The following is a 25,140-nucleotide window of genomic DNA, read 5'->3' as shown; positions in this document are numbered from 1 at the left end:
CCCAGCGGTTAACTACAGGGTCAGCCAGCAACGTCGGAGAGTCGGGCCAGTGTTTCGTCCCGGCCCAGAATCAGCATCATGTCGAAAACTGAAGGGGTTACCGCACGACCAGCCAGCGCGGCCCGCAAGGGACCCGCCAGTTTGCCGAACTTGGTATCCTGTGCTTCTGCAAATGCGTTCAGAAGCGCCTCCAGATCGTCTCGGGACCAGCTAGCATTTTGCAGCTGCGGCGTCAATTCACTCAGTATACCGTCGGATACAGATGCGAGGGCCTTAGCGGCCTTCTGATCGGGTTCAATCGGCCGCGAGGTCAGAATAAAATGAGCTTTTTCAAGCAGCTCTGGGAATGTCTTGGCGCGATCCTTGAGGCAATACATCGCACGTTCAAGATCGTTTGACTGAACGTCATTTAACTGTGGCTTGTCAGCTGCCGCCAGATAGGCCTGAAGCTCATTCCGCAGTGCAGCATCATCGCTGATGGCGATATGCTGACCGCAAAGGTTTTCCAGCTTCTTGGTATCAAACCGCGCCGGGCTTTTGCCGATGCCGTCAAGGTCGAACCAATCGCGCGCCTGCGCATCGGTAAAGAACTCATCATCGCCATGGCTCCAGCCCAGACGGGCCAGGTAGTTGCGCATGCCCGCAGCCGGATAGCCCATCGCCTGATATTCCTGCGCGCCCAAGGCACCATGGCGTTTGGAGAGTTTTTTGCCATCGGGGCCGTGGATCAGCGGGATATGCGCCCAAACCGGCACATCCCAGCCCATCGCCTCGTAGATCATCATCTGACGCGCGGCGTTATTGAGGTGGTCATCGCCTCGGATCACATGGGTCACGCCCATATCGTGATCGTCCACCACAACGGCCAGCATATAAACAGGGGTCCCGTCTGAACGCAGCAGGATCATATCATCGAGCTGGTCATTCTTGATCGTAACATCGCCCTGAACCTCATCGCGGATCACTGTGGTGCCGTCCTGCGGAGCCTTGATGCGGATCACGTAAGGCGCGTTCGGATGATCGGCCTCTGCCGCATCGCGCCAAGGCGAACGGTAGAGGGTCGATTTTCCCTCGGCCTTCGCCTGATCACGGAAGGCTGCGATTTCTTCTTGAGTTGCAAAACACTTATAAGCCTTGCCCGCCTTAAGCAGCTCACGGGCGACAGCGGCGTGACGTTCGGCCCCTTCGAATTGGCTGACCACCTCACCATCATGATCAAGGCCGAGCCAGGCCATGCCCTGCAGGATTGCGGCCGTCGCCTCCGGATTGGAGCGCTCGCGGTCGGTGTCTTCGATCCGCAACAGGAACTTGCCGCCGCGGCCACGGGCATAAAGCCAGTTGAACAGCGCGGTGCGGGCGCCGCCGATATGCAGATAGCCTGTGGGCGAGGGGGCGAAACGGGTGACGACCGGTTTGGACATGGGGGTGATTTACCTTTTGGAAACCATGGAAGGGCTAGTTTTGTCGCCTGTCTACCGAGCCAGAAGGCAAGGAGCAAGCATGCGCGCCCTGGGCGTCCTTGATGGTCTGCTGCAATCCCAGCGCGGGGATCTCTTTCCCTGGGTGCCGGTCTTGTTCGGGATTGGCATTGGTCTGTTTTTCTCACTCAGGGTTGAGCCGGGGCTGGCGCATTATCTTTGGGGCGCCGGGATGGGCTGCGCCGCGCTGGCGATGCTGTGGCGCGGCGACTGCCAGGATGCTGTGGTCTTTCTGGGCTGGATACTGCTGCTTGTCGCCCTCGGGTTTGCCACCGCCGGGTTGCGCGCCCATGCGGTTGGCGCGCCTGTGCTTCAGTACCGCAGCTATGGCGCGGTGGAGGGGCGGGTGATTGCCATCGACCGCTCTGCCCGTGATCGGCTGCGGATCACGCTGGACCAGCCTTATCTCGACCGCATCTCGCCAGATCAGACCCCTGCACGGGTGCGGCTGTCGTTGCCGGACGGGGCGCGGGTGCCGCGCATCGGCGACCGGGTGATGACCACGGCCCATCTGATGCCGCCACAGGGTCCGGTTGAACCGCATGGGTTTGATTTCCGGCGACATGCTTGGTTTCAACAGCTTGGCGCGGTGGGCTACACCCGTGTGCCGGTGCTGATCGTGAGCCACGGCCCGCGTGATCTGCCGGTTGAGCAGTTGCGCCAGCGGCTCTCCACCGGCATCCGTTCGCAGATGCCGGTGGCGACCGGCGGCTTTGCCTCGGCCATAACCACGGGCGATCGTTCGGCGATCCCCCGCGCGGCGCTGGAGGCGTTGCGGGCCAGTAACCTAGCTCATTTGTTGGCAATTTCCGGGCTGCATATGGGACTGCTGGCTGGTGTTGTCTTTGGCGGGCTGCGGCTGTTGTTGGCGCTTGCGCCAGCCATTGCGCAGCGTCTCGACACCAAAAAAGTGGCGGCGGTTGGCGCCTTGCTTACGGCCAGCGCCTATCTGTTGCTGTCTGGGATGCAGGTGGCCAGCACGCGGGCCTATATCATGGTGGCGATGATGTTGGGGGCGGTGCTGCTGGACCGGCGGGCGCTGTCGCTGCGCGCGGTGGCGCTGGCAGCAATGGTGATCCTGCTCATGCGTCCGGAAAGCCTGCTCAGCCCCGGATTTCAGATGAGTTTTGCAGCCACAACCGCCTTGATCGTGATCTTTGGCGGCCTGCGAGACCGGCTGACCCCGCGTAGTCCGCGCTGGCTGCGGATGGCGGCGGGTATTGTGCTGTCCTCGCTGATTGCGGGACTTGCAACCGCGCCATTTGGGGCCGCGCATTTCAACATGATTTCACATTACGGGTTGTTGGCCAATGTCCTGGCGGTGCCGGTGATGGGGGCACTGGTGGTGCCCGCTGCAGTTCTCGCGCTTTGCCTCGCACCAGTGGGGGCGGCGTGGGCTGGCCTTGCGCTGATGGATCTGGGGATCAGCTGGATCCTGTTTGTTGCCAATTGGGTTGCCGCTCTTGATGGCGCGCAGGGGGCGGTGACGATGCCGCCAGCATCGGTGCTGCCACTGGTGGCTTTTGGGGGGCTGTTGCTTGGCCTTTGGCGGGGGCGGTTGCGCCTTCTTGGTGTGCCGGTGCTGATTGGGGGGGCGTTGATCTGGTATGGCAGCCCGCGCCCTGAGGTTCTGGTGGCGCCCAATGGCGGCATCGTCGGGGTCCTGACGGCGGAGGGCCGGGCCCTGTCGCGTGCAAAGGGGCATGGCTATGCGGTGGAGCGGTGGGCAGAAAATGACGGAAGTTTGCAGACACAGAAGGAGGGCGCGCAATTATGGCCACTGATTGCCGGGCCGGAGGCGTCCGGTAAATCGGTCACCGCATATCTGGCGGCGACGGATCAACGGCTGACCCATGTGATCGGCAAGGCAGCGGCCGAGGCAATGACCGAATGTACAGCCGGTGAGGTGATCATCAGCGCCAAATCAGTGGCGCCGATCGGGGCCTGTCTGGTGTTTGACGCAGATGCGCTGAATCGTCTGGGCAGCGTTCAGATGGATGCGGAGGGGCGCTGGATTTCGGTGCGAGATGTGGTGGGCACGCGTCTGTGGAGCCGCAATCCGGCTACATCACGATCAAGTCCATAACAACAATCCAATGATGTTTGGTGCTGACACTGACCGATGTTAACCATGATTTTGGTCGGTGATCATCCGGGCCTTGGCTCACTCAGCCTGCCGCTGACAGGGCGGCAACTACAGGATTGGTGTTTTAGACTGCACTCGCGTGGTGTCAGGATTCAGCGTCTGGCCAGTCTATGCTCGCTCAGCACCTAGGGCGCCAAGCGACGCAGACCAACCACAAGTGAGAGAGCGGCCAAAACAAAGGCTGCGTCTCGTTAGGCCTATGTCGCGCGACCTCATATCGTAGTGCCCCTCGCACACTGTTCGTCACGCAGGGCTCTTAACCTCATCAATGTGCCTGTCCCAGGATGCCGCACTTCCGCCTAGGACACTGGGGGGGCCCGTGATGTCGATCAGTAGGTGCGGATGAGGCCGACGAGGCGGCCTTGCACCTTCACCTGATCCTGCGGGTAGCGGCGGGTTTCATAGGCGGGGTTGGCGGCCTCCAGCGCGATGGTGCTGCCCTTGCGATAGATGCGTTTCAGCGTGGCTTCTTGCCCCTCTACCAGGGCCACCACCACGTCGCCGTTGTCTGCCACCGCTGTTTCCCGGATCACGACGATATCGCCATCGTTGATCCCAGCCTCGATCATGGAGTCGCCGCGCACCTCCAATGCAAAATGCTGCCCTTGCGCCGAGAGCATGGAGGCGGGAACAGCGACCTGATGAGAGACCTGATTGATGGCCTCAATCGGGACACCGGCGGCGATGCGTCCCATCACCGGCAGCTCCATCGCAGCGATCACTGCAGGCGCCGATACCTGATTTGCAGGGCTCGGGGCAGGAGGTGCCACCTCCGTCGTCTGAGCGGTTTTGCCAAGGCTGTCCGGCAGGCGAATAATCTCAATCGCGCGGGCCCGATGGGCGAGACGGCGAATGAAGCCGCGCTCCTCCAGCGCGGTGATCAGCCGGTGGATGCCGGATTTGGACCGCAAATCCAGCGCCACCTTCATCTCATCAAAGCTGGGCGGGACGCCATCCTTCTGCAGGCGTGTGTGGATGAAATCCAGCAAATCCAATTGCTTCTTCGTCAGCATGACATCCCTCTCAACCGCTCGATGTTTCTCTTTGTTCTACGCATGTTCCCGTTTTGTGTCAACGGGTCCTTGCGTAAAACCTGTCATATCCAGAGGAATTGACGATGAATTGTTGGCAAAGTGAAAGTGGAGTGCCCTGTCAGATCACAATATAGGCGAGCGGTTCCCCCTTGCCTCGGGGGGGATCATGCGGGGGACGAATGGCGAGGGCGTTGGCCTCGGCCAGAAGGGTCAGCCGAGCGCTGTCCTGATCATCGAAGACATGCAGATCGCCGCCGCTCAACCTGGCGCGCATATAATGTGTCCGTGGGCCGTTTGCAGGCAGGTCATGAGCCAGATTTGCCGTCACTGGCTGCTGATCCCGAGGTGACAAACCTTGCATCACGCGCAGCATGGGCAACAGGAAGACATGCCCGCAAACCATTGCAGATACGGGATTTCCCGGAAGGCCCACCATAGCGGAGCGGCCCAGCGTTCCAGCCATCAGCGGCTTTCCCGGACGCATCGCAACCTTGTAGAACGCGCGCGACATGCCAAGCTCTTCGGTCACCCCGGCGACCAGATCGTGATCCCCAATCGAGGCCCCGCCAATGGTGACGATCAGGTCGGCGTCCTGCGCCAGTTCCAGCGCCATGCGCAGGCTGCTTTCGGTGTCGCGGGCGATGGGCAAAATCCGGGGCTCAGCACCTGCAGCGCTCAGCATGGCGTCCAGCCCAAAGGTGTTGGAGGCGATGATCTGATCTGGGCCGGGGCTTTCGCCGGGCAGGACCAGCTCATCCCCGGTGGAGATCAGCGCCACTGTTGGTTTGCGGTGCACGGGCACCTCGGCGATGTTCATCGCCGCGAGCAGGGCGATATCCGCCGGTGTCAGGATGCGTGGCGCATCAACAGTGGTGCCGATTTGAAAATCGCCACCTTTGGCGCGGATGTTGTGGCCAGGTCCGGGATGCTCCGTGATGGTCAGCAAGGATCCGGTAACACTGGTATCCTCTTGTATAACAACGAAATTTGCACCTTCAGGCACTGGTGCGCCAGTGAAGATCCGCACCGCCTGGCCGGGGCCGACGCGCCCCTGAAACCCGTGGCCAGCAGCGCTTTCTCCGATGACTTTGAACATTGCATCCCGCTCGACCTCTGCCGACTTCACCGCGTAACCGTCCATGGCGGAGGCAGCAAAGGGCGGCTGGTCCCGGTTGGCGGACACAGGTCTTGCCAGCACGCGGCCAGCAGCGGCGCGCAGGGGAACGGTCTCCACCTCTAGCGGTGCCACCAGGTCAAGAAGTGTGGTCAATGCATCGGAAACTGAGATCATTTAGGCCTCGTATCGTCCTGATTTTCCGCCATCTTTCAATGTTACACGGATGCCGCCGATTTCCATCGCCTTGTCGACGGCCTTGGCCATGTCATAGACCGTGAGCGCGGCGGTAGAGACCGCGGTCAGCGCCTCCATTTCGACGCCGGTTTGGCCTGTGGTTTTCACGGTCGCCGTGATGTTTACGCCGGGCAGATCGGGGTCGAGGGTCAGATTCACGGCAACCTTGGTCACGGGCAGCGGATGGCAGAGCGGAATGATGTCCGGTGTCTTCTTGGCCCCCATGATGCCTGCAAGCCGCGCCACCGACAGTACATCGCCCTTCTTTGCGCGACCTTCTGCAATGATATCATAGGTTTCGCGCGCCATGGTGATGTGACCCTCAGCGGTGGCGATCCGCGAGGTGACTGCCTTGTCCGAGACATCGACCATATGGGCGTCGCCCTTGCCGTCGAAATGGGTGAGGGGCATTACATTGCCCCCGGCATCAGCGGATTTGCGAGGATGTCACGGGTCGCGGCGGCCACGTCATCCTGACGCATCAGGCTTTCACCGATGAGGAAGCTGCGCGCGCCGTAGCGGGCCATATCAGAGAGATCCGCAGGCGTGGACAGCGCGCTTTCGCAGACAATGGTCCGATCGGCGGGAACCAGACGGGACAGGGTGCGGGTGGTGTCCAATGTGGTCTCAAAGGTTTTGAGATTGCGGTTGTTGATGCCAAGGAGAGGTGATTTCAGCATGCAGGCGCGATTCAGCTCTTCCTCGTCATGAACCTCCAGCAGCACGTCCATATTCCAATCAGCGGCGGCGGCTTCCAGCTCTGCTGCCTGCGTGTCGGAGACAGAGGCAAGAATGATCAGGATACAGTCAGCACCAAGCGCACGGGCCTCAGCCACCTGATAGGGATCATACATGAAATCCTTGCGCAAGGCCGGGAGGGCACAGGCCTCGCGCGCCTCGGTCAGAAAGGATTTCGCGCCCTGAAAACTGGGGGTGTCGGTCAGCACGGAGAGGCAGGTTGCACCGCCGGCCTCATAGGCCTGAGCCAGATCTGCGGGGTGGAAGTCTTCCCGGATCAACCCTTTGGAAGGGCTGGCTTTCTTGATCTCAGCAATCAGCCCGTAGCCATCGCGGCTGGCCTGCATCAGCGCCTTGGCAAAGCCGCGTACAGGGCTGGCATCCCGGGCCTCGGCCTCAACCGCCTCGAGGGGTTTGGCAGCCTTGTCGGCGGCGATTTCTTCCAGCTTGTAGGCCTTGATTTTGTCCAGCACTGTTTCAGTCATCTTGACGCCTCCCGTCACGCGTTCCAGTCAATTGTCGGCTGGCCCTGCTCAGCAAGCCAGCGGTTCACCGTCGAAAAGGGGCGCGAGCCGAAAAAGCCACGCCGCGCAGACAGTGGTGAGGGGTGCGCGGTCCTCAGGATAAGGTGATCACCCGGTTGGATATATTTTTCAAGCCCTTGGGCCTGTTTTCCCCAGAGAATATAAGCCGTGGGACGCTGACTGGACAGGCTGAGGACCTCATGTGCGAGCTGCTGCCAGCCAAGGGTTTTGTGGCCGTTGGCCTCGCCTGCGGGGACGGACAAGACGGTGTTGAGCAGCAAAACGCCCTGATGTGCCCAGCCGCGCAGGTCGCCGGTCTGGCGTTCAACGCCAAGATCGTCGTGCAACTCTTTGAATATATTGTTCAAAGATCTTGGCAGCGGGCGCACATCGGGTTCGACCGAAAACGCCAACCCATGGGCATGACCAGGCGTCGGATAGGGGTCCTGACCCAGAATGACCACGCGGGTTTCTTCCGGCGGGGTCAGTGTGAGAGCCGCAAGGCGCTGGCCCGCTGGCGGGAGGATATCGCGCGGATCCTCAGCCACCGCCGCAGCAATGGCCGGGTAGCGGTCGGCAAAAAACGGCAGCTTGGACCAGCCACCCAGATCCGGCAGACCTGCGTTCATTTGTCAGCGGCAGCGGTGGTGATGCGGGCGACGGCGTCAATCTTGTCGCGGGCCGCACCGCTGTCGATGCTGGTGCGGGCCATCTCGGCGCCGGATTTCAGATCATTTGCTGTGCCCGCAACCACAAGGGCTGCGGCAGAGTTCAGCAAGACGGCGTCGCGATACGCAGAGGGTTCACCAGCCAAAAGGGCATCAAACGCTTTGGCGTTTTCTTCCGGGGTGCCGCCGACGATCGCCTCAAACGGGTGTAGGGGCAGGCCTGCGTCCTCCGGGTGGAGTTCCATCTCAGTGACACTGCCATCGGGGGCTAGGGCTGCGACCCAGCTGACGCCGGTGATCGTCAGCTCATCTGTGCCGTCGGAGCCATGGACGAGCCAGGCCTGCTCCGATCCCAACTGGCCTAGGGTTTCCGCCATCGGGCGGATCAGATCGCGGTTGAACGCGCCGGTCAGCTGTCGTTTGACGCCGGCAGGGTTGGTGAGTGGGCCGAGGATGTTGAAGATCGTACGCGTGCCGAGTTCCTGCCGGGTGGGCATCACATGGGCGATGGCAGGGTGGTGCATCGGCGCCATCATGAAGCATATACCGGCCTCGCGCAGCGCCTGTTCAGCCACCTTCGGGCCGACCATGACATTGATCCCCATCTGACCAAGCGCATCCGCTGCGCCGGATTTCGACGACAGATTACGGTTGCCGTGTTTTGCAACAACGGTTCCGGCCCCGGCCACGACAAAGGCGGTTGCGGTGGAGATGTTCAGCGTGCCCTTGCCGTCGCCACCCGTGCCGACGATGTCCATCGCGCCTTCAGGCGCCACAACGGGATTGCATTTGGCGCGCATGACCGCCGCTGCGGCTGCATATTCGTCGACGGTTTCGCCGCGGGTGCGCAATGCCATCAACAATCCGCCCATCTGGCTCGGCGTGGCGTTGCCCTCAAACAGATGGGTAAAGGCGGCCTCGGCCTCATCCCGGCTCAGGGCGCGCTCCGCAGCGGCATCAATCAGCGGCTTCATTGCGTTGCTCATGCGGGCACCTTCATCACGTTGAGGAAGTTCTTCAGCAGCGCGTGGCCGTGTTCGGAGGCGATGGATTCCGGGTGGAACTGCACGCCGTGGATCGGCAGCGTCTTGTGCTGCAGGCCCATAACGGTGCCGTCGTCCAGCTCGGCGGTGATCTCAAGACTGTCGGGCAGGGTGTCGCGATCAACAATCAAAGAGTGATAGCGCGTCGCCTCAAATGGCGACGGCAGCCCGGCAAAAAGGCCCGTGTCGGTATGATGCATGGTGCCCATCTTGCCGTGGACGATATCTTTGCAGCGCACAACGTTGCCGCCAAAGGCCTGTCCGATGGTCTGATGTCCAAGGCAGACGCCGAGCAGCGGGGTTTTGGTCTCAGCTGCGGCCTCGGTCAGGGCTAGGCAGATACCGGCCTGATCCGGATCGCAGGGACCGGGTGACAATAGAATGCCGGCCGGGTTCATCGCCATGGCCTCCTGCACATTCAGCGCGTCATTGCGGCGGACCTGCACGTCAGCGCCCAGCTCCCCCAGGTAATGCACGAGGTTGTAGGTAAAGGAGTCGTAGTTGTCGATCAGCAGCAGCATAGTCGCGGGCTCGTTTAAGGGCTGGCGGGCCGGGGCCGCGCCGCAGTATAGTGGTCGCAACATACATGTTCAGGGTTGCGCGGCAGCGTCAAGAGCACATCACCAACCGCAGGCGGGCCAAGCGTGCCCGACCGCCTTGGTGTGGCTTGGCCAACAGAATGCGACCGTTCCAGAAGGCAACGAGAGGCAGGACAGAGATGCGAGGGTTTCTTGGAGGCGTGAGTTTCGGGGCCTTGGTGGCCGCAGGCGGCGCCGTGGTATGGTCGCTGTCGGTGCCCTTACCCAAATCGGTTGAGGTCAGCGTCGCCGAACCGGTCCGCAGTGAAGTGCAGGCGCCTGCGGCGGAAACCCCGGTTGACAGTGCCGGGAGCGATCCGGATCTGGTGGAAACCCCGCCAGCGGCGCTGGATCCGCAGGTGGTGGGTGATGATCTGGAAGCACTTGCGGATGCCGATACCGATCCCGCCAGCCGCCCCGACGTGGGTACAGAATTGGGCAGCGGGGATCGCGCCGCGCCCGGTGACGTCGGCGCGCCGGCAATCGATGTGGCGCGGGATGCGCCCGTCACCCCGGTTGAGGCACTGCCGGCACCCAATGCCCCCAGTCAGGAGCAGCGTCTTGTGGTGGTGTCTGAACCAGCGCAGCCACCTGTGCCGCAGGCTGCGAGCGAAACGCCCTCCAGGCTGACGACAGCGCCGGATCAAGCCGCTCCCGAACCGTTGGGGCAGGATCAATCCGGGCCATCGGCCGAGGTTGAAAAGGGCAGAGATGAGGGGTCAGCGGCTGCCAGCTTTCCGGTGCCGAATGTGACAACCGGAGGTCCGGCCCTCAGCGGGCCAGAGGCTGGGGGCGACCAAGGACCAGCCTTGGGCGCGGTACCGGGCCCGACGGCGATTCCCGTGGTGCCGGGACTGGGGCAGGCCGGGCCAACGGAGGTGGGCACGAAGCCTGCCGCAAGCGCTGAACCTAAGACGGGTGCCGAAGGCCAGGACGAGGATACCGGGGCTCGACGGATTTCCGATCTTCCAACAACCACCCCCACGGCAGACCCGGGCAACACAGCAGATGAAACCGGCGGCCGCCTACGGATCGGGACCCCGGTCCGCCCGCTGACGGAGCGGGATCAGGCCAATGCACCGGCGGTCGGCAGTCAGACCAATGCGCAGGCGGATGGGGTGCCGTTTGAACGCAACGCCGAAGCCTTCACACCGGAGGCAGACCGCGCCCTGATGTCGATTGTTCTGATTGATGACGCCGATGCGATTGGTGCTGAGGCCTTGCAGGATTTCCCCTATCCGCTGAGTTTTGCGCTGGACCCAAGGGACCCGGAGGCGGCCGCGAAGATGGCACGCCACCGCGCTGCCGGGTTTGAGGTGATGCTGATCGCCGATCTGCCCCGCGATGCCGCGCCGCAGGATGCTGAGACGGCCTTGCAGGTCTGGCTGGAAACTCTGCCAGAGGCCGTCGCCGTGTTGGAAGGCGTGACCACCGGGTTTCAGGGCAATCGCCCGCTGGCCGATCAGATGGCCACGGCGCTTGGCGCGATGGGATACGGGATGGTGACGCAGGATGCCGGGCTCAACACCGTGCAGAAGCTCGCCCTGCGCGAAGGTGTTCCGGCCGGCGTGGTGTTTCGTGATTTCGACGGCGCCGGGCAGGACCCCCGCGCGATCCGGCGCTTTCTGGATCAGGCTGCGTTTCGCGCCGGGCAGGAGGGGGCTGTGATCATGCTGGGCCGGGTTCAGCCGGATACGATTTCCGCCTTGCTGATCTGGGGCCTTCAGGACCGGGCAAACCGGGTGTCGTTGGCGCCGATCTCGGCCTCTCTGCGCGCAAAGCTGCAGGCGGAATAAACAACGCGGCAGGTGGTTTTATGACAAAGGCGCCACTCCGGTTGGAGCGACGCCTTTGGGGCCTTCGGCGAGAGTATTTTGGGAAAGGTGACAGGCAGGCGCTCATGACAGGGTGCCCGACCGGCCTTTGACCTAGCTGTTGCCGTTGCCGGTGAAGCGCGCGGCGTCAGCGGCAGCGCGGCGGATGGCGTTGGATTTGTGGACCGTCTCCATATATTCGGCCTCCGGGTCGCTGTCATAGACAACGCCACCACCGGCCTGGATATAGAGGTTCTGGTCCTTGACGATGGCTGTGCGCAGCGCGATGCACATGTCCATGTCGCCGCCGGCCGAGAAATAGCCGACGCCGCCACCATAGATGCCGCGCTTTTCCGGCTCCAGCTCATCGATAATTTCCATCGCCCGCACTTTGGGCGCGCCGGAGACGGTGCCTGCGGGCATGCCGGCAAAGAAGGCGTCCAGCGCGTCCTTATCCTCTGCCAGCTCACCGACGACGTTGGAGACAATGTGCATGACGTGGCTGTAGCGTTCGATGATGAATTTCTCGGTCGGGCGCACGGTGCCGATTTTGGCGACCCGGCCAGTGTCGTTGCGGCCCAAATCCAGCAGCATCAGGTGCTCTGCCAGCTCTTTCTTGTCGGCGAGCAGATCCAGTTCCAGCGCTTTGTCTTCTTCGGGTGTGGCGCCACGTGGGCGGGTGCCGGCAATAGGCCGAATGGTGACCTCCTGCCCGAAGACACGGACGAGGATTTCCGGAGAAGCCCCCACCACCTGAAAGCCGCCGAAGTTGAAGTAGAACATGAAGGGCGAGGGGTTGGTGCGCCGCAGCGAACGGTAAAGTGCGAAGGGCGGCTGGCGAAACTCCTGGGTCCAGCGCTGTGCGGGCACCACCTGAAAGATGTCGCCTGCGCGGATGTAGTCCTTGGCCGTCTCCACCGCGGCCATGTAGCCGTCCTTGGTGAAATTGCTCACAGGTGGCGCTACCTCATCGGCATCGCCGAGATCGCGGCTTTCGGCGGGCATGGCGCGTTCCAGATCGCGGACCGCGTCCATCACCCGCTCAGCGGCCTGGGCGTAAGCCGCCTTGGCTGACTGGCCGTCGCTGGCCCAGGCGGGGGAGACCACGGTCACCTCACCCTTAACCCCGTCGAGCACCGCGATAACAGAGGGGCGCAGCATCAGCGCGTCAGGCAGGCCAAGCGGATCGGGGTTCACGCCCGGCAGATGTTCGACCAGCCGGATCATGTCATAGCCAAGGTAGCCAAACAGGCCGGCTGCGGCCTGCGGCAGATCATCCGGCAGGTCTATTTTGCTTTCGGCGATGAGGTCACGCAGGCAGTCCAGCGGGTTGCCGTCCAGAGGTTCAAAGGCATCTGCGTCAAAGCGGGCAGACCGGTTGAGGGCGGCGCGTTCCCCGTGGCAGCGCCAGACCAGATCCGGTTTCATGCCAATAATGGAATAGCGCCCGCGCACCTCGCCACCGGTGACGGACTCCAGCATAAAGGCGTCCTTCTGGGCGCCTGTCAGCTTCAGCATCAGCGACACCGGCGTGTCGAGATCGGCGGCAAGCCGGGTGTAGACGACCTGGTTTTCACCGGCCTCATACGCCTTGGCGAAGGTGTCAAAATCGGGGGTCAGGGCCATTTCGGTCTGCCTTGATTACTGAAAGTTGGCCTGCACGGCATTGAGCGCCTGCGGGTCGATGCGCGGGGCCGCGCGGGTCTGGGCATCTTGGACGAAGGCTTCGAACAGGGCCTGTGCCAATGCCTGATCAAGCTGGGTCCCCATCGCCTCGGCCAGCGCTGCCATTTCTGGCGTATCGGCCACCGGCAGGGTCTCAGTGAGGCGCACCACAACAGTGGCTGTGTCATCGCTGACCACGGCAACCTCGCCCTCTGCCAGATCGAAGACGCGGGCCATCAGCTGCTGTGGTGCCGCGTCGATATAGGCGGCGCGGGTCAGGCCGGTTTCTGACATCAACTCAATACCCTCGGGGAGGTCAGCGCCAGTGCGCAGCATATCAGCCAAACGCTCGGCCTCGGCCTTCAGGGCGTCCTGCAACCGTTTGGTCTGCCATGCCGCGCGCAGTCTGTCCTGCGCATCCGCGAAGGGTTCGGGGCGCGGGTCCAGTTCCTCATCCAGGCGGATGGCAAACAGGCTGCCATCCTCAAGGAAGGCCACTTCAGGGAAGTCTTCGGCGGTGACGGAGGATGCGGCCTGACGGAACCCGTCATAGGCGGCGATGCCATCAGTGCTTCCGCTGTGCCAGTCGACCTTGCCAAGTTCCATGCCGGGTTCGTCGATCAGCTCCTCCAGCGTGGCACCGCCGGCGAGCATGTCGTTGATCTCCTCCGCGCGGGTTTCAATAAGGCGACGGGCGCGGTCGGTGGCCAGTTCGGCGCGCAGCTCATCCTTGACATCCTCAAGGCTGGTCACGCGGGCCTCAAGACGGCCATTGATGCGGAACAGGGCCGGGCCCAGATCGCTGTCGAGCGGGCCGACGACATCGCCGACCTGCGCGGCAAAGACGTCCTGACCGGCGCTGCCAAGGTCACCCATGGTCACATCGCCCAGATCCACGTCCTGCAGGCTGAGGCCACGATCCGCGACCAGCGCGTCAAAGGTGGTGCCGTTGATGTCGAGCTGCGCCTTGGCGCTGTCGGCGGCGTCCTGGTCAGCAAAGACCAGACGTTCCACCAGACGGCGCTCGGGCACCTGATATTCGGCGCTGCGGTCGTTGAAGAGCTTTTCAAGCGCTGCGTCGTCGATCTCGATCTCATCCACCAGCGCGTCGGGACGCAGGGCGGCATAGGTGATCACCTTGGTACGGGGCAGGGTGAACTGGTCGATATTGGCGTCATAGAAGGCGCGCAGCTGGTCTTCACTCGGCTCGACCGCGGTGAGGGCCACGCTGTCTTCGCTGACTGTCAGCCAGTCAAAGCTGCGGCGCGCGCCGACATAGCTGGTCAGTGTGTCGCGCAGTGTGTCGGGCATTTCGGTGCCGGCCATGATGGCGCCCTGCACCAGTGTGCGGGCGGATTCGCGGCGCAGGTCGGCCTCAAACGCGGCCTCGGTCAGGCCGATATTGTCGAGTGCATATTGATAGGTGTCACGGTTGAAGGCGCCGGTGCCATCCTGAAAGGCCGGGATCCGGCTGATTTCATCAAACAGGTTCTGATCGCCAATCGACAGGCCAAGATCGCTGCTTTCCTGATCCAGGGCGGCAATGGCGATCAGACGCCCCAGCACCACGCGGTCCATACCAAGCGCAGTCATCTGGGCGATAGGGATGCGCTGGCCGGTCTGCGCCTCAAGCGCGCGCTGTTCGCGCTGCAATTCGCGAGCGTAATCATCGACCGAAACCTCCTGATCGCCAACCACGGCGACGGAGGACACAGAGCCTGTGAAATTCACGGCGCCAAATCCGGCCAGACCGATAATCAGCATCCCCATCAGGATCCAGACAAATGTATTTGATAGTTTTTTCATGCCTGCAGCCATGATGTCCTCGTATTGCCGGTCGCCGAACTGCACCGGGCAGTCGGGAATGCTGAAATGTCGAGGCTCTGAATACGCTGCCACCTTGAAAGGGGCAAGGGACGACTGATCAGCCTCCATGTTCAGAGCGGGTGAGTGGGGGGGATGGGTCAGGCTGTCCAGCTTGCCAGTCGGTCAAAAAGCGTGCGGATGCCATGTGTGTCGACATTGGCGAAGGCAATACGGAACTGCCGTGCGCCGCTGGGATCGCCGTCCGGGGTGAACATGCTGCCGGGCAGCATCAGGACACCGACCTCTTTCACCAGACGTCTGGCCAACGCGTCAGAAGAGGCCGCAAAGGGATGGGCGACATAGGCGAAATAGGCGCCACAGCCGAGAAGTTGCCAGCCCTGCGCCGCAAGTGGCGCAAACCCCGCCTCAATTGCAGAACGCCGGTTGAGCAGTTCCTGCCGTTCACCCGCGAGCCAGTCGTCAAGGTTCTCCAGCCCCCAGAGCGCGCCGACCTGTCCCAGCTGGGCGGGACAAATGGTGACGGTATCGAGGAATTTCTCCATCTCCAGCAAATGGTCCGGGCGGGCCGCAATCGCGCCGAGGCGATGGCCGGTCAGCCGGTAAGCCTTGGAGAAGGAGTAAAGATGGATCAGCGTATCCGACCAGTTCGGATCCTGAAACAGCGTATGTGGCGGGCCGTTGCGGCTGTCAAAGTCGCGATAGGTTTCATCCACGATCAGCGCCAGACCATGGGCGCGGGCCAGATCGTAGAACCGCTGCACCAGACCGTCGGGATATTCCACACCGCAGGGATTGTTGGGGGTTACCAGAATAATGGCGCGGGTTCTGTCGGTGATCAGTTTTGCGGCGGCATCGGGGCTGGGCAGCATGGCCTCTCCCACAGGCAACGGGCAGGTCTCCACCCCCTGCATGTCGAGCCACATTTTGTGGTTGAAATACCAGGGCGTCGGCAGGATGACCTGATCGCCCTCACCACAGAGCGCCGCAATCGTCGCGGCAAAGGCCTGATTGCAGCCGGAGGTGATCGCCACATCTGCCGCAGACAGATCAGCTGCGTAGTGACGATTCATTTTGTCGGCGAGGGCTGCACGCAGCTCATCCCGGCCAAGCACCGCACCATAAAGATGGCTGCTGTCGTCGTCCAGGGCGGCGTCAGCAATGGCGCGGCGCAGCCCGTCCGGCGGTGGATCAGCTGGTGCCGCCTGACTGAGGTTCAGCAGCGGCAGATCTGCGGGCAGCGTCAGCCCCTGAAGCCAGCGCCGGGATTCGACAATCGGCGAGACAAAGGTGTCGCGGGTACGGGCATTTGGAAATGAAGCCTGTGGCATGGGTGTCCTGTTCTGCGTCGGCGTCTGTGGGTGAAACGGTGGCGCCTGTTTGGGCCACTCCGCCGCAAGTTCAGAGGTTTTGCAAGGGGCTTTGGTTGGGGGTGGTCAAATGGATAGCCCATATCTGCGCGCAAAAGAAAAAGACGCCCCCGAAGGCGCGTCTTGTCAGGTGGTCATTTGTTGCTTGGATCAACAGAGATCAGTCGGTGCCGCGGTAGGGCTCGACATATTGCAGCGCCATATCCCAGGGGAAGAAAATCCAGGTGTCCTGGCTGACTTCGGTGATGAAGGTATCGACCATCGGGCGGCCCTTGGGCTTGGCGTAGACGGTGGCAAAATGTGCCTTGGGGTACATCTGGCGCACCAGCTCCAGGGTTTTTCCGCTGTCGACCAGATCGTCGATGATCAGCACGCCTTCACCGTCGCCCATCAGCTCTGCGTCAGGCGCTTTCAGCACTTCGGCCTGCCCCTGATCCTGATGGTGGTAGGATTTCACGCCGATGGTGTCGACAATGCGGATGTCCAGCTCGCGGCTGACGATCATGGCCGGGGCCATGCCGCCACGGGTGATGGCCACCACGGCGCGCCAGGCGCCATTGTCGGGCCCTTGCCCATCCAGACGCCAGGCCAGTGCGCGGCTGTCGCGGTGCAGCTGGTCCCAGGAAATATGAAAGCCTTTTTCATGAGGCAGACGATCGGTCATGTTTTTGATGCTCCTGTTAGGATCTGGCGTCCGGATCGCACATCAGCCCTCAGAGGGCGGCGATCTTAACCCCGAGGGCGGCGAGCAGGCCGCCAAAGACCCGGTCGATCACATGTTTCAGATTGATATACCCACGGCGCGTTTTCTCAAAGGAGAAGATACGGGCCACAAAGGTGTTCCAGGTGACTTCACCCAGAAAGATGCAGATAAGCAGCGCCGCGAGGGTGAATGGGCTGCTGCCGTCGGGCACGGTGCCGACAAAGACAGCACCGAAAAAAGCTGCCGCTTTGGGGTTTGCGAACTGGGTGAAGATCCCCAGGCGAAACGCGGCAAAGGCCGTCTGCGGCAGTTGCGTATCGCTGACCTGCGACATCGGCTCATTGGCGTGACGCCACATGTTCCAGGCCATGTAGATCAGGAACAGGGCGCCGCCCACCTTCAGCAGGGTCAGCAGGAAGGGGGCGTAGTCAAACAGGAGGTTCAGCCCGAACAGCGCGGCCGAGGCCCAGAGCACCGCACCGGTGCCGATGCCAATCGCCAGCGCCAGCCCGCTGCGCCAGCCATGAGCAAGGCCAACGCGCGCGGCCATAAGGACGGCGGGGCCGGGGCTGATGGCCGCCATCAGGCAAAGCAGGACGGAAGCTGTAAAGGCAGCCAGTGTCATAGTGCGGTCCCTGTTATTGGAAGAGGCGCGCGTGGGCCGCGCGCCTGCTGTGACTTGCTTTGGGATGCTGTCGCAACCGGTGTGGCAGCTGGACCTGCGCTTGCTTTCGCGCGGCGTTACTTGCGTCCGGTGGCCGCGTCGATGTCGGGGGCGTCGACCGCCTTCATCCCGACGACGTGATAACCAGCGTCAACATGCAGGTTCTCCCCGGTTACACCGGAGGACAGATCCGACAGCAGATAGAGCGCGGAATTGCCCACGTCATTGATGGTCACGTTGCGGCGCAGTGGCGAATTGAACTCGTTCCACTTCATGATGTAGCGGAAATCACCGATACCGGAGGCTGCCAGCGTCTTGATCGGGCCAGCCGAGATCGCGTTGACGCGGATGCCATCCTTGCCCAGATCTTCGGCCAGATACTTGACCGATGCTTCCAGCGCCGCCTTGGCCACGCCCATGACATTATAGTGTGGCATGACCTGTTCCGCACCGTAATATGTCAGCGTTACAGCGCTGCCACCTTCGGACATCATCTTTTCGGCACGCTGCATCACCGAAGTGAAGGAGTAGACCGAGATGTCCATAGTCATCTGAAAGTTGCTGCGGCTGGTGTCGACATAGCGGCCGCGCAGTTCGTTCTTGTCGGAAAAGCCGATGGCGTGCACCAGAAAATCCAGCTTTCCCCATTTCTCTTCCAGTGCGGCGAACAGCGCATCGACAGAGCCCTCATCGGCCACATCGCAGGGCAGGACGATATCGCTGCCCAATTGCGCCGCCAGCGGGTCGACGCGTTTTTTCAGGGCCTCGCCCTGGTAGGAAAACGCAAGCTCAGCGCCGGCGTCGGCGCAGGCTTTGGCAATGCCCCACGCGATGGATTTGTCATTGGCAAGGCCCATGATGAGGCCACGTTTGCCGGCCATCAGTTGACTAGACATGCAGGTTCTCCGCCTGTGATCTTCGAATTAGACGACCTTTAGTCTGTCACGCGGGACGCTTCAAGAGCGCTGTCTCTTGTCGTGGGGCCGATGTCGACCTAGGTTGCCATCAGCCACGCGCATTCACGCGCCAGCCAACCCAAACACAATAGACTATGAGGTGCGCCATGTCCGATCGCAGCGGTATCTTTGCGGGAGAGGATCCCTTTGCCATCGCCCGCAGCTGGCTGAGTGAGGCCGAGGAGAGCGAGATCAACGATCCCAATGCGATCGCGTTGTCCACGGTCGATGCAGATGGCCTTCCGAATTGCCGGATGGTGCTGCTGAAGGAGATCGAGGACGCGGCCTTTGTCTTTTATACCAACTACGAGAGCGCTAAGGCACAGGAATTGGACGGGGCGGGCAAGGCTGCGTTTGTCATGCATTGGAAATCGCTGCGCCGTCAGGTGCGCGCCCGTGGGATCATCACCCGCGAGAACGGCCCGCAGGCGGATGAATACTACAAATCCCGATCTCTCAAGAGCCGCTTGGGGGCCTGGGCTTCGGCGCAGTCGCGGCCACTGTCAAGCCGTGGCGCCCTCATGGCAGAGGTGGCGAAAGTGACTGCAACCAAAGGATCAAACCCGGATCGCCCTCCATTCTGGGGTGGCTATCGGTTGACGCCGCTGGAGATCGAATTCTGGGCCGATGGGGCGTTCCGCCTTCATGACCGGTTTGTCTGGCGGCGCGAATCCCCCGAAGCGCTTTGGACCGTGGATCGGCTGTGCCCTTAGGTTATCTGAGGGAAATAGCAGATTTGTGATATTGGCGGGTGTTTTTAGCTTGAACTTCGTTCCGAGAATAGAGCATCACCTACGGGTTAAATACTGAAGAATACGGTGGACTACGGCAGTGGCAGAAGACTTGAGCAGTTTGCAGCAAATACGCGGGCTGGTGAAATGGTTCGATCCGACCAAAGGGTTCGGATTTGTTGTCTCTGACGAGGGCGGACCGGATATCCTGCTGCATGTGAACGTGCTGCGTAACTTCGGCCAGAGTTCTATCGCGGATGGGGCCGAGGTTGAGTTGGTGACGCATCGCACAGAACGCGGTGTTCAGGCGGTGGAAGTCCTGTCGATCACACCTCCGACGCGCGACGACAGCCCTGTGCTGAGCGATTTTGCCGAAATGGATTCGGATGTTCTTTATTCTGAGCCATTGGTGCCTGCGCGGGTGAAGTGGTTTGACAAGGGCAAGGGCTTTGGCTTTGCCAATGTGTTCGGGCGCGATGAAGATGTGTTCCTGCATGTCGAGGTTCTGCGCCAGTCCGGCCTGTCGGAGCTGCAACCGGGGGAGGCCCTGGGAATGCGGGTCATCGACGGCAAGCGGGGCCGCATGGCGGTTGAGGTGCTCGCCTGGGAAGCCGCCCTGCTGGAAAAGCAGGACTGAGAAGATGCAGCCCCTCTGGATCCGAATGTCACGCCCGGTCATGCGCCGATTGACAGCAGGAGCCAGAGCAGCCGCAGTCTGTATTCTGTCTGTCGTCGCAATTGTGGCAGCAGATGGCGCGTCCGCCCAAAACGGGTCGGAGGCCTGCCAGCCCAATCGGGTCGCTCTGCGCGGGCCTTGGGGACAGACCCAATTTATCGTGGAAATCGCTGATACTATTGAAGAACGTGCCGAGGGGCTGATGTATCGGCCGCATATGGCGCGTGGCGCTGGTATGCTGTTTGTCTATGAGACGCCGCAGCGGGCCAGTTTCTGGATGAAGAACACGCTGATCCCGCTGGATATGCTGTTTGTCGATGTGACCGGGACGGTTCGGCACATCCATCACCGGGCGATCCCTGGCGATTTGACACCGATTCCCGGTGGCGACAACGTCTTTGCGGTGTTGGAAATCAATGGGGGGCTGGCGGAGCGCTTCGGTATTTCTGTCGGCACCGAGCTGCGCCACGAAGTTTTTTCAAAATCAGGCGCAATTTGGCCCTGTTAGGGCTTTTCAAATCAGATTGGCAACGCTAGGAAGGCGCACGGTCCGGGGCGTGGCGCAGTCTGGTAGCGCACCTGTTTTGGGTACAGGGGGTCGTGAGTTCGAATCTCGCCGCCCCGACCATGTCATCCTACGGGATGCAACGTAGACGCCGACTCGCCTGGTTCAGGCAGTCGGCGTTTCGCGTTCGGATACTCTCTTTATCGGACTGCTCGAAAGTCGATGCTCTATTTCGATGACGCTCGTTATCGCCGAAAAACCCACCAACTGATCCACCTCTGCGTGTCCAGATCGGAGATTCGAAGTGGTTTCCATTTCGTAACCAAAATCGCGTTGGAGGCGGGTCTGTTAAGGGGCGCTTAACCAACTGTTGCGCTTTGGCGTCGAATTGGTTTAACGCTTCTTGTCATCATAGAAAAAAATCTCAGGGACACGCGCCAGACTTAACTTGCGGGTATTTCACTTTATCAACCCACGGAAAGGTTGTGTGGCGGTGCCTCGGATCGCAGTTCCCTCGAAGCCCCCGTTTACCACAACCACGGCAACCCCCTCTCTTGAAGGGGAATTATCGCGTCAGGCACCTGAGAAGGCGGCGCATGTGTGGCGTAAAGAGATCAACTTTGAATCGCGGCTTCGTGATCGACCTCAGACCAATAAGCTATCGTCAATCAAAAAGTTGGTTACGAAAGGCTAAAAATGCCGTTGACCACATATGCTCGAATACGTCAAATTGTGTATGTCGGATGGCGCAGCACAAAATATGGTGGTTTTCACCCAGCGCTGCACCAGACGGAGCAAAGCATCAAGCGCTGGCGGAAATGGGGTTTCGGCCCTGACTCGCATCTTCTATGAGATGCGCAGCTCGGTGATTTGTTGCGAAAACCGACATGCGATACGTCGAAATAAGACGTGATTTGTGACAGTGGGACTGCAGAAAAGAGGCAGATGGCATGAAGATTGAACGGAAATTCACAAAATCTGGGCAGGACGCATATGCCGATCTGGACTTCGTTCCTGCAACGTCGGAAATCCGCAATCCGGATGGCACCATCGTGTTCCGTCTTGAGGGCGTCGAGGTTCCGGCGGGCTGGAGTCAGGTTGCTAGCGACGTTATCGCGCAGAAATATTTCCGTAAGGCGGGCGTGCCGAGCAAACTGAAAAAGCTCCGTGAAAAAGGCGTTCCTGAATTCCTCTGGCGCTCTGCACCAGCGGGGGATGATGTAGAGTTTGGCGGTGAGACCTCCTCCAAGCAGGTGTTTGATCGCCTCGCCGGTGCCTGGTGCTACTGGGGCTGGAAAGGGGGCTATTTCTCCACCGAGGAGGATGCGCGCGCTTATTTCGACGAAATGCGCTACATGCTGGCGACCCAGCGCGCCGCGCCCAACAGCCCGCAGTGGTTCAACACGGGTCTGCACTGGGCCTATGGCATCGACGGTCCGGCCCAGGGGCACCACTATGTCGACTATAAAACCGGCAAGCTGACCAAATCCGACAGCGCCTATGAGCATCCCCAGCCTCATGCCTGCTTTATTCAGTCAGTTTCTGACGATCTGGTGCAGGACGGCGGCATCATGGATCTTTGGGTGCGCGAGGCGCGCCTGTTCAAATATGGCTCCGGCACCGGCACCAACTTCAGCCATCTGCGCGGTGAGGGCGAGCCGCTGTCCGGTGGCGGCAAATCCTCTGGCCTGATGGGCTTCCTCAAAATCGGTGACCGTGCAGCAGGCGCCATTAAATCCGGCGGCACCACGCGGCGCGCGGCCAAGATGGTGATCGTCGATGCGGATCACCCTGATATTGAACAGTTCATCGACTGGAAAGTGATCGAAGAGCAGAAAGTGGCGTCCATCGTCGCTGGCTCCAAGATGCATGAGAAGATGCTGAACGGCCTGTTCGAGGCCATTCGCAGCTGGGACGGGGCCGAAGCCGATGCCTATGATCCGGCTGTGAACGACGGGCTGAAGCTGGCTATTCGCGAGGCAAAAAAGGTCGCGATCCCGGAGACATATGTCAAACGCGTGCTGGATTATGCAAAGCAGGGCCACACCTCGATTGAATTTCCGACCTATGACACCGACTGGGACAGCGACGCTTATAGCTCGGTCTCAGGGCAGAACTCCAACAACTCGATCCGGGTCACCAATGCCTTCCTGCATGCGGTGAAGAAAGACGCCGACTGGCAGCTGATCAACCGCGTCGATGGCAAGGTGGCCAAAACGGTGAAGGCCCGCGATCTGTGGGAAAAGGTGGGGCATGCGGCCTGGGCCTGCGCTGATCCGGGAATCCAGTTCCACGATACGGTCAACGAATGGCACACGTGCCCGTCTGATGGCGAAATTCGCGGTTCAAACCCGTGTTCGGAATATATGTTCCTGGACGACACCGCCTGTAACCTCGCGTCGCTGAACCTGCTGACCTTCCTCAAGGATGGGGAGTTCCAGGCCGAAGATTATATGCACGCCTGCCGCCTGTGGACCGTGACGTTGGAAATCTCCGTCATGATGGCGCAGTTCCCGTCGAAGGAAATCGCGCAGCGCTCTTATGATTTCCGCACGCTCGGCCTGGGCTATGCCAATATCGGCGGCCTGCTGATGAACATGGGCTTTGGCTATGACAGTGCCGAGGGGCGCGCGCTTTGCGGTGCGCTGACGGCAATCATGACCGGCGTGTCTTATGCGACCTCGGCAGAAATGGCGTCGGAACTGGGGCCATTTGCCCGCTATGAACAGAACGCCAGCGATATGCTGCGGGTGATCCGCAATCACCGGGCGGCTGCGCATGGGTCGGTTGACGGCTATGAAGGCCTGGCCGTGAAGCCGGTGCCACTGGACAGTGCAAATTGCCCCGATCCGCGTCTGGCGGAACTGGCAATGAGCAGCTGGGATGAGGCGCTGGAGCTGGGCGAGCGTCACGGGTTCCGCAATGCGCAGGCGACCGTTGTCGCACCCACCGGCACCATTGGTCTGGTGATGGATTGCGACACCACCGGGATTGAGCCGGATTTTGCCCTGGTGAAGTTCAAGAAGCTGGCCGGTGGCGGCTACTTCAAGATCATCAACCGTTCGGTGCCTGCGGCGCTGGAGGGGCTGGGCTATTCCCCGGCGCAGATTGAAGAGATCGTCTCCTATGCGGTGGGTCACGGCACCATCGGCAATGCGCCGGGCATCAACCATACCTCGCTGGCCGGCCATGGGTTTGGCCCGGCGGAACTGGCGAAGGTCGATGCCGCACTGGAAAGTGCCTTTGACATCCGGTTTGTCTTCAACCAGTGGACGCTGGGTGAGGATTTCTGCACCGGCGTTCTGGGCATCCCGGCAACCAAGCTGAACGACCCGACCTTTGATCTTTTGCGTCACCTTGGCTTTGGCAAGGCCGATATCGAGGCCGCAAATGACCATGTCTGCGGGTCGATGACGCTGGAAGGTGCGCCGCATCTGAAGGAAGAGCATTATCACATCTTTGATTGTGCCAATCCCTGCGGCAAGAAAGGTAAGCGGTACCTTGGGGTTGAGAGCCATATCCTGATGATGGCGGCGGCGCAGAGCTTTATCTCGGGCGCGATCTCCAAGACCATCAATATGCCCAATGACGCGACCATTGAGGATTGTCAGAAAGCCTATGAACTCAGCTGGTCGCTGGGGGTGAAGGCCAATGCACTCTACCGTGACGGTTCCAAGTTGAGCCAGCCGCTGGCCGCGGCGCTTGTTGAGGATGATGACGAGGCGGCAGAGGTTCTGGAAAGCGGCTCGCAGCAGGAAAAAGCCATCACCCTGGCCGAGAAAATTGTCGAGAAAGTGGTCATCAAAGAGGTGGTGAAATCCCATCGCACAAAGATGCCACAACGCCGCAAGGGCTATACTCAGAAGGCGGTCGTCGGGGGGCATAAGGTCTATCTGCGCACCGGCGAGTATGAAGATGGCAACCTGGGCGAAATCTTCATCGACATGCACAAGGAAGGGGCTGGCTTCCGGGCGATGATGAACAACTTCGCCATCGCGGTCTCGGTTGGTCTGCAATACGGCGTGCCGCTGGAGGAATTCGTGGATGCCTTCACCTTCACCAAATTTGAGCCTGCGGGCATGGTGCAGGGCAACGACTCGATCAAAAACGCGACCTCGATCCTCGACTATGTGTTCCGCGAATTGGCGGTGAGCTATCTGGACCGCACCGATCTGGCGCATGTCAAACCGGAAGGCGCCAGCTTTGACGATCTGGGCCGGGGTGAGGAAGAGGGTGTCTCCAACGTTTCCGAACTGAGTGAGACCGCCGCGACCCGGTCGCTGGAAGTGCTGAAGCAGATTTCCTCCACCGGCTATCTGCGCAAGCGCTTGCCGCAGGAGCTGGTTGTTCTTCAGGGCGGCCAGACCGAGATGCTGGCGGATGGCACTGATCCTGTCTCTGCCTTGCAATCGCTTGTTCCTGAGACGTCAACCGCGGCAGCGCCGGCAGTCTCCGGCGGCATGGATGCCCGGACCAAGGCAAAGATGCAGGGCTATGAAGGCGAGGCCTGCGGCGATTGCGGCAATTACACGCTGGTGCGCAATGGCACCTGCATGAAATGCAACACCTGCGGCGGCACCTCTGGCTGTAGCTGAAACGGGCTGGCAACGGAATGATGATCGTCGCGGCACAAGGAGTCTCGCGGCGGTTCGGAACCCGGGATGGGTGCGCT

The 25,140-nt window shown here is 61.2% G+C and carries 20 protein-coding genes and 1 tRNA gene; 7 read left to right on the top strand and 14 right to left on the bottom strand.

The window, feature by feature from the left end; all coding sequences use genetic code 11:
- Positions 1–20 precede the first annotated feature (20 nt).
- Positions 21–1,421: a glutamate--tRNA ligase gene (gene gltX / locus phaeop14_RS07945; RefSeq protein ID WP_096789224.1), complete on the bottom strand. Its 1,401-nt coding sequence runs from the start codon at positions 1,419–1,421 to the stop codon at positions 21–23.
- Between the two features lie 79 nt (positions 1,422–1,500).
- Here gltX and phaeop14_RS07940 point away from each other — a divergent pair, with 79 nt between their 5' ends.
- Complete coding sequence (locus phaeop14_RS07940; protein WP_096789223.1) at positions 1,501–3,564, top strand: ComEC/Rec2 family competence protein; 2,064 nt, start codon at positions 1,501–1,503, stop codon at positions 3,562–3,564.
- Positions 3,565–3,953: 389 nt separating this feature from the next.
- On the opposite strand, the gene lexA is transcribed toward phaeop14_RS07940, so the two are convergent.
- The 7 genes from lexA to phaeop14_RS07905 all read right to left on the bottom strand — a co-directional run bounded on the left by lexA (position 3,954) and on the right by phaeop14_RS07905 (position 9,503).
- Positions 3,954–4,637 carry a transcriptional repressor LexA gene (gene lexA, locus phaeop14_RS07935; protein ID WP_096789222.1) on the bottom strand — a complete coding sequence of 228 codons (684 nt, stop codon included), beginning with the start codon at positions 4,635–4,637 and terminating at the stop codon, positions 3,954–3,956.
- A gap of 139 nt (positions 4,638–4,776) precedes the next feature.
- A complete protein-coding gene (locus tag phaeop14_RS07930) occupies positions 4,777–5,949 on the bottom strand; it encodes a molybdopterin molybdotransferase MoeA (protein ID WP_096789221.1) in 1,173 nt (390 codons plus the stop codon).
- Positions 5,950–6,420, bottom strand: coding sequence for a cyclic pyranopterin monophosphate synthase MoaC (gene moaC, locus phaeop14_RS07925; protein ID WP_096789220.1), 471 nt, complete (start codon positions 6,418–6,420; stop codon positions 5,950–5,952).
- Positions 6,420–7,232: an indole-3-glycerol phosphate synthase TrpC gene (trpC, locus tag phaeop14_RS07920; protein ID WP_096789219.1), complete on the bottom strand. Its 813-nt coding sequence runs from the start codon at positions 7,230–7,232 to the stop codon at positions 6,420–6,422. The genes moaC and trpC overlap by 1 nt, the downstream gene beginning before the upstream one ends.
- A 14-nt stretch (positions 7,233–7,246) precedes the next feature.
- Positions 7,247–7,900, bottom strand: coding sequence for a uracil-DNA glycosylase (locus phaeop14_RS07915; RefSeq protein ID WP_096789218.1), 654 nt, complete (start codon positions 7,898–7,900; stop codon positions 7,247–7,249).
- Positions 7,897–8,925 (bottom strand): anthranilate phosphoribosyltransferase, encoded by a 1,029-nt coding sequence (gene trpD, locus phaeop14_RS07910; protein WP_096789217.1) that lies wholly within the window; start codon positions 8,923–8,925, stop codon positions 7,897–7,899. Before trpD ends, phaeop14_RS07915 begins: the two co-directional genes overlap by 4 nt.
- Positions 8,922–9,503, bottom strand: coding sequence for an anthranilate synthase component II (locus phaeop14_RS07905; protein ID WP_096789216.1), 582 nt, complete (start codon positions 9,501–9,503; stop codon positions 8,922–8,924). Before phaeop14_RS07905 ends, trpD begins: the two co-directional genes overlap by 4 nt.
- 197 nt (positions 9,504–9,700) lie before the next feature.
- Here phaeop14_RS07905 and phaeop14_RS07900 point away from each other — a divergent pair, with 197 nt between their 5' ends.
- On the top strand, positions 9,701–11,356 hold the full coding sequence (locus phaeop14_RS07900; protein ID WP_096789215.1) for a divergent polysaccharide deacetylase family protein: 1,656 nt from the start codon (positions 9,701–9,703) through the stop codon (positions 11,354–11,356).
- Positions 11,357–11,488: 132 nt separating this feature from the next.
- Here the strand turns inward: phaeop14_RS07900 and trpE are convergent, their stop codons facing one another.
- The 6 genes from trpE to fabI form a co-directional block, all read right to left on the bottom strand.
- Positions 11,489–13,000 (bottom strand): anthranilate synthase component I, encoded by a 1,512-nt coding sequence (gene trpE, locus phaeop14_RS07895; RefSeq protein WP_096789214.1) that lies wholly within the window; start codon positions 12,998–13,000, stop codon positions 11,489–11,491.
- 15 nt (positions 13,001–13,015) lie between these two features.
- Positions 13,016–14,857, bottom strand: a complete 1,842-nt coding sequence (locus phaeop14_RS07890) for a peptidylprolyl isomerase (protein ID WP_096790258.1) — start codon at positions 14,855–14,857, stop codon at positions 13,016–13,018.
- A gap of 146 nt (positions 14,858–15,003) precedes the next feature.
- Entirely contained in the window at positions 15,004–16,194 is a 1,191-nt protein-coding gene (locus phaeop14_RS07885) for an aminotransferase (RefSeq protein ID WP_096789213.1), read from the bottom strand.
- A gap of 199 nt (positions 16,195–16,393) precedes the next feature.
- Positions 16,394–16,897: a xanthine phosphoribosyltransferase gene (gpt, locus tag phaeop14_RS07880; protein WP_014874783.1), complete on the bottom strand. Its 504-nt coding sequence runs from the start codon at positions 16,895–16,897 to the stop codon at positions 16,394–16,396.
- 49 nt (positions 16,898–16,946) lie between these two features.
- A complete protein-coding gene (locus tag phaeop14_RS07875) occupies positions 16,947–17,561 on the bottom strand; it encodes a LysE family translocator (protein ID WP_040169262.1) in 615 nt (204 codons plus the stop codon).
- A gap of 116 nt (positions 17,562–17,677) precedes the next feature.
- The gene (gene fabI / locus phaeop14_RS07870) at positions 17,678–18,496 is read right to left on the bottom strand and encodes an enoyl-ACP reductase FabI (protein WP_024097099.1); all 819 of its coding nucleotides are present in this window, start codon (positions 18,494–18,496) and stop codon (positions 17,678–17,680) included.
- A gap of 167 nt (positions 18,497–18,663) precedes the next feature.
- On the opposite strand from fabI, the gene pdxH reads away from it, so the two are divergent.
- The 5 genes from pdxH (at position 18,664) to phaeop14_RS07845 (ending at position 25,063) form a co-directional block, all read left to right on the top strand.
- Positions 18,664–19,269: a pyridoxamine 5'-phosphate oxidase gene (gene pdxH, locus phaeop14_RS07865; protein ID WP_040169260.1), complete on the top strand. Its 606-nt coding sequence runs from the start codon at positions 18,664–18,666 to the stop codon at positions 19,267–19,269.
- 118 nt (positions 19,270–19,387) lie between these two features.
- Positions 19,388–19,924, top strand: a complete 537-nt coding sequence (locus phaeop14_RS07860; RefSeq protein ID WP_024097101.1) for a cold-shock protein — start codon at positions 19,388–19,390, stop codon at positions 19,922–19,924.
- Positions 19,925–19,928: 4 nt separating this feature from the next.
- Positions 19,929–20,471: a DUF192 domain-containing protein gene (locus tag phaeop14_RS07855; protein ID WP_096789212.1), complete on the top strand. Its 543-nt coding sequence runs from the start codon at positions 19,929–19,931 to the stop codon at positions 20,469–20,471.
- Between the two features lie 43 nt (positions 20,472–20,514).
- Positions 20,515–20,591, top strand: a tRNA-Pro gene (locus phaeop14_RS07850).
- 827 nt (positions 20,592–21,418) lie between these two features.
- The gene (locus phaeop14_RS07845) at positions 21,419–25,063 is read left to right on the top strand and encodes a vitamin B12-dependent ribonucleotide reductase (protein ID WP_096789211.1); all 3,645 of its coding nucleotides are present in this window, start codon (positions 21,419–21,421) and stop codon (positions 25,061–25,063) included.
- Positions 25,064–25,140 lie beyond the last annotated feature (77 nt).

This window comes from Phaeobacter piscinae, from assembly GCF_002407245.1.
GTDB lineage: Bacteria > Pseudomonadota > Alphaproteobacteria > Rhodobacterales > Rhodobacteraceae > Phaeobacter > Phaeobacter piscinae.
The sequence above is the reverse complement of the archived record's forward strand: the minus strand, read 5'-3'. Positions and strand labels throughout refer to the sequence as shown.

Excerpts from the sequence above, each read along its gene's own strand:
- gltX (WP_096789224.1), bottom strand. The coding sequence starts at position 1,421 with ATGTCCAAACCGGTCGTCACCCGTTTCGCCCCCTCGCCCACAGGCTAT.
- phaeop14_RS07940 (WP_096789223.1), top strand. The coding sequence starts at position 1,501 with ATGCGCGCCCTGGGCGTCCTTGATGGTCTGCTGCAATCCCAGCGCGGG.
- lexA (WP_096789222.1), bottom strand. The coding sequence starts at position 4,637 with ATGCTGACGAAGAAGCAATTGGATTTGCTGGATTTCATCCACACACGC.
- phaeop14_RS07930 (WP_096789221.1), bottom strand. The coding sequence starts at position 5,949 with ATGATCTCAGTTTCCGATGCATTGACCACACTTCTTGACCTGGTGGCA.
- moaC (WP_096789220.1), bottom strand. The coding sequence starts at position 6,420 with ATGCCCCTCACCCATTTCGACGGCAAGGGCGACGCCCATATGGTCGAT.
- trpC (WP_096789219.1), bottom strand. The coding sequence starts at position 7,232 with ATGACTGAAACAGTGCTGGACAAAATCAAGGCCTACAAGCTGGAAGAA.
- phaeop14_RS07915 (WP_096789218.1), bottom strand. The coding sequence starts at position 7,900 with ATGAACGCAGGTCTGCCGGATCTGGGTGGCTGGTCCAAGCTGCCGTTT.
- trpD (WP_096789217.1), bottom strand. The coding sequence starts at position 8,925 with ATGAGCAACGCAATGAAGCCGCTGATTGATGCCGCTGCGGAGCGCGCC.
- phaeop14_RS07905 (WP_096789216.1), bottom strand. The coding sequence starts at position 9,503 with ATGCTGCTGCTGATCGACAACTACGACTCCTTTACCTACAACCTCGTG.
- phaeop14_RS07900 (WP_096789215.1), top strand. The coding sequence starts at position 9,701 with ATGCGAGGGTTTCTTGGAGGCGTGAGTTTCGGGGCCTTGGTGGCCGCA.
- trpE (WP_096789214.1), bottom strand. The coding sequence starts at position 13,000 with ATGGCCCTGACCCCCGATTTTGACACCTTCGCCAAGGCGTATGAGGCC.
- phaeop14_RS07890 (WP_096790258.1), bottom strand. The coding sequence starts at position 14,857 with ATGGCTGCAGGCATGAAAAAACTATCAAATACATTTGTCTGGATCCTG.
- phaeop14_RS07885 (WP_096789213.1), bottom strand. The coding sequence starts at position 16,194 with ATGCCACAGGCTTCATTTCCAAATGCCCGTACCCGCGACACCTTTGTC.
- gpt (WP_014874783.1), bottom strand. The coding sequence starts at position 16,897 with ATGACCGATCGTCTGCCTCATGAAAAAGGCTTTCATATTTCCTGGGAC.
- phaeop14_RS07875 (WP_040169262.1), bottom strand. The coding sequence starts at position 17,561 with ATGACACTGGCTGCCTTTACAGCTTCCGTCCTGCTTTGCCTGATGGCG.
- fabI (WP_024097099.1), bottom strand. The coding sequence starts at position 18,496 with ATGTCTAGTCAACTGATGGCCGGCAAACGTGGCCTCATCATGGGCCTT.
- pdxH (WP_040169260.1), top strand. The coding sequence starts at position 18,664 with ATGTCCGATCGCAGCGGTATCTTTGCGGGAGAGGATCCCTTTGCCATC.
- phaeop14_RS07855 (WP_096789212.1), top strand. The coding sequence starts at position 19,929 with ATGCAGCCCCTCTGGATCCGAATGTCACGCCCGGTCATGCGCCGATTG.
- phaeop14_RS07845 (WP_096789211.1), top strand. The coding sequence starts at position 21,419 with ATGAAGATTGAACGGAAATTCACAAAATCTGGGCAGGACGCATATGCC.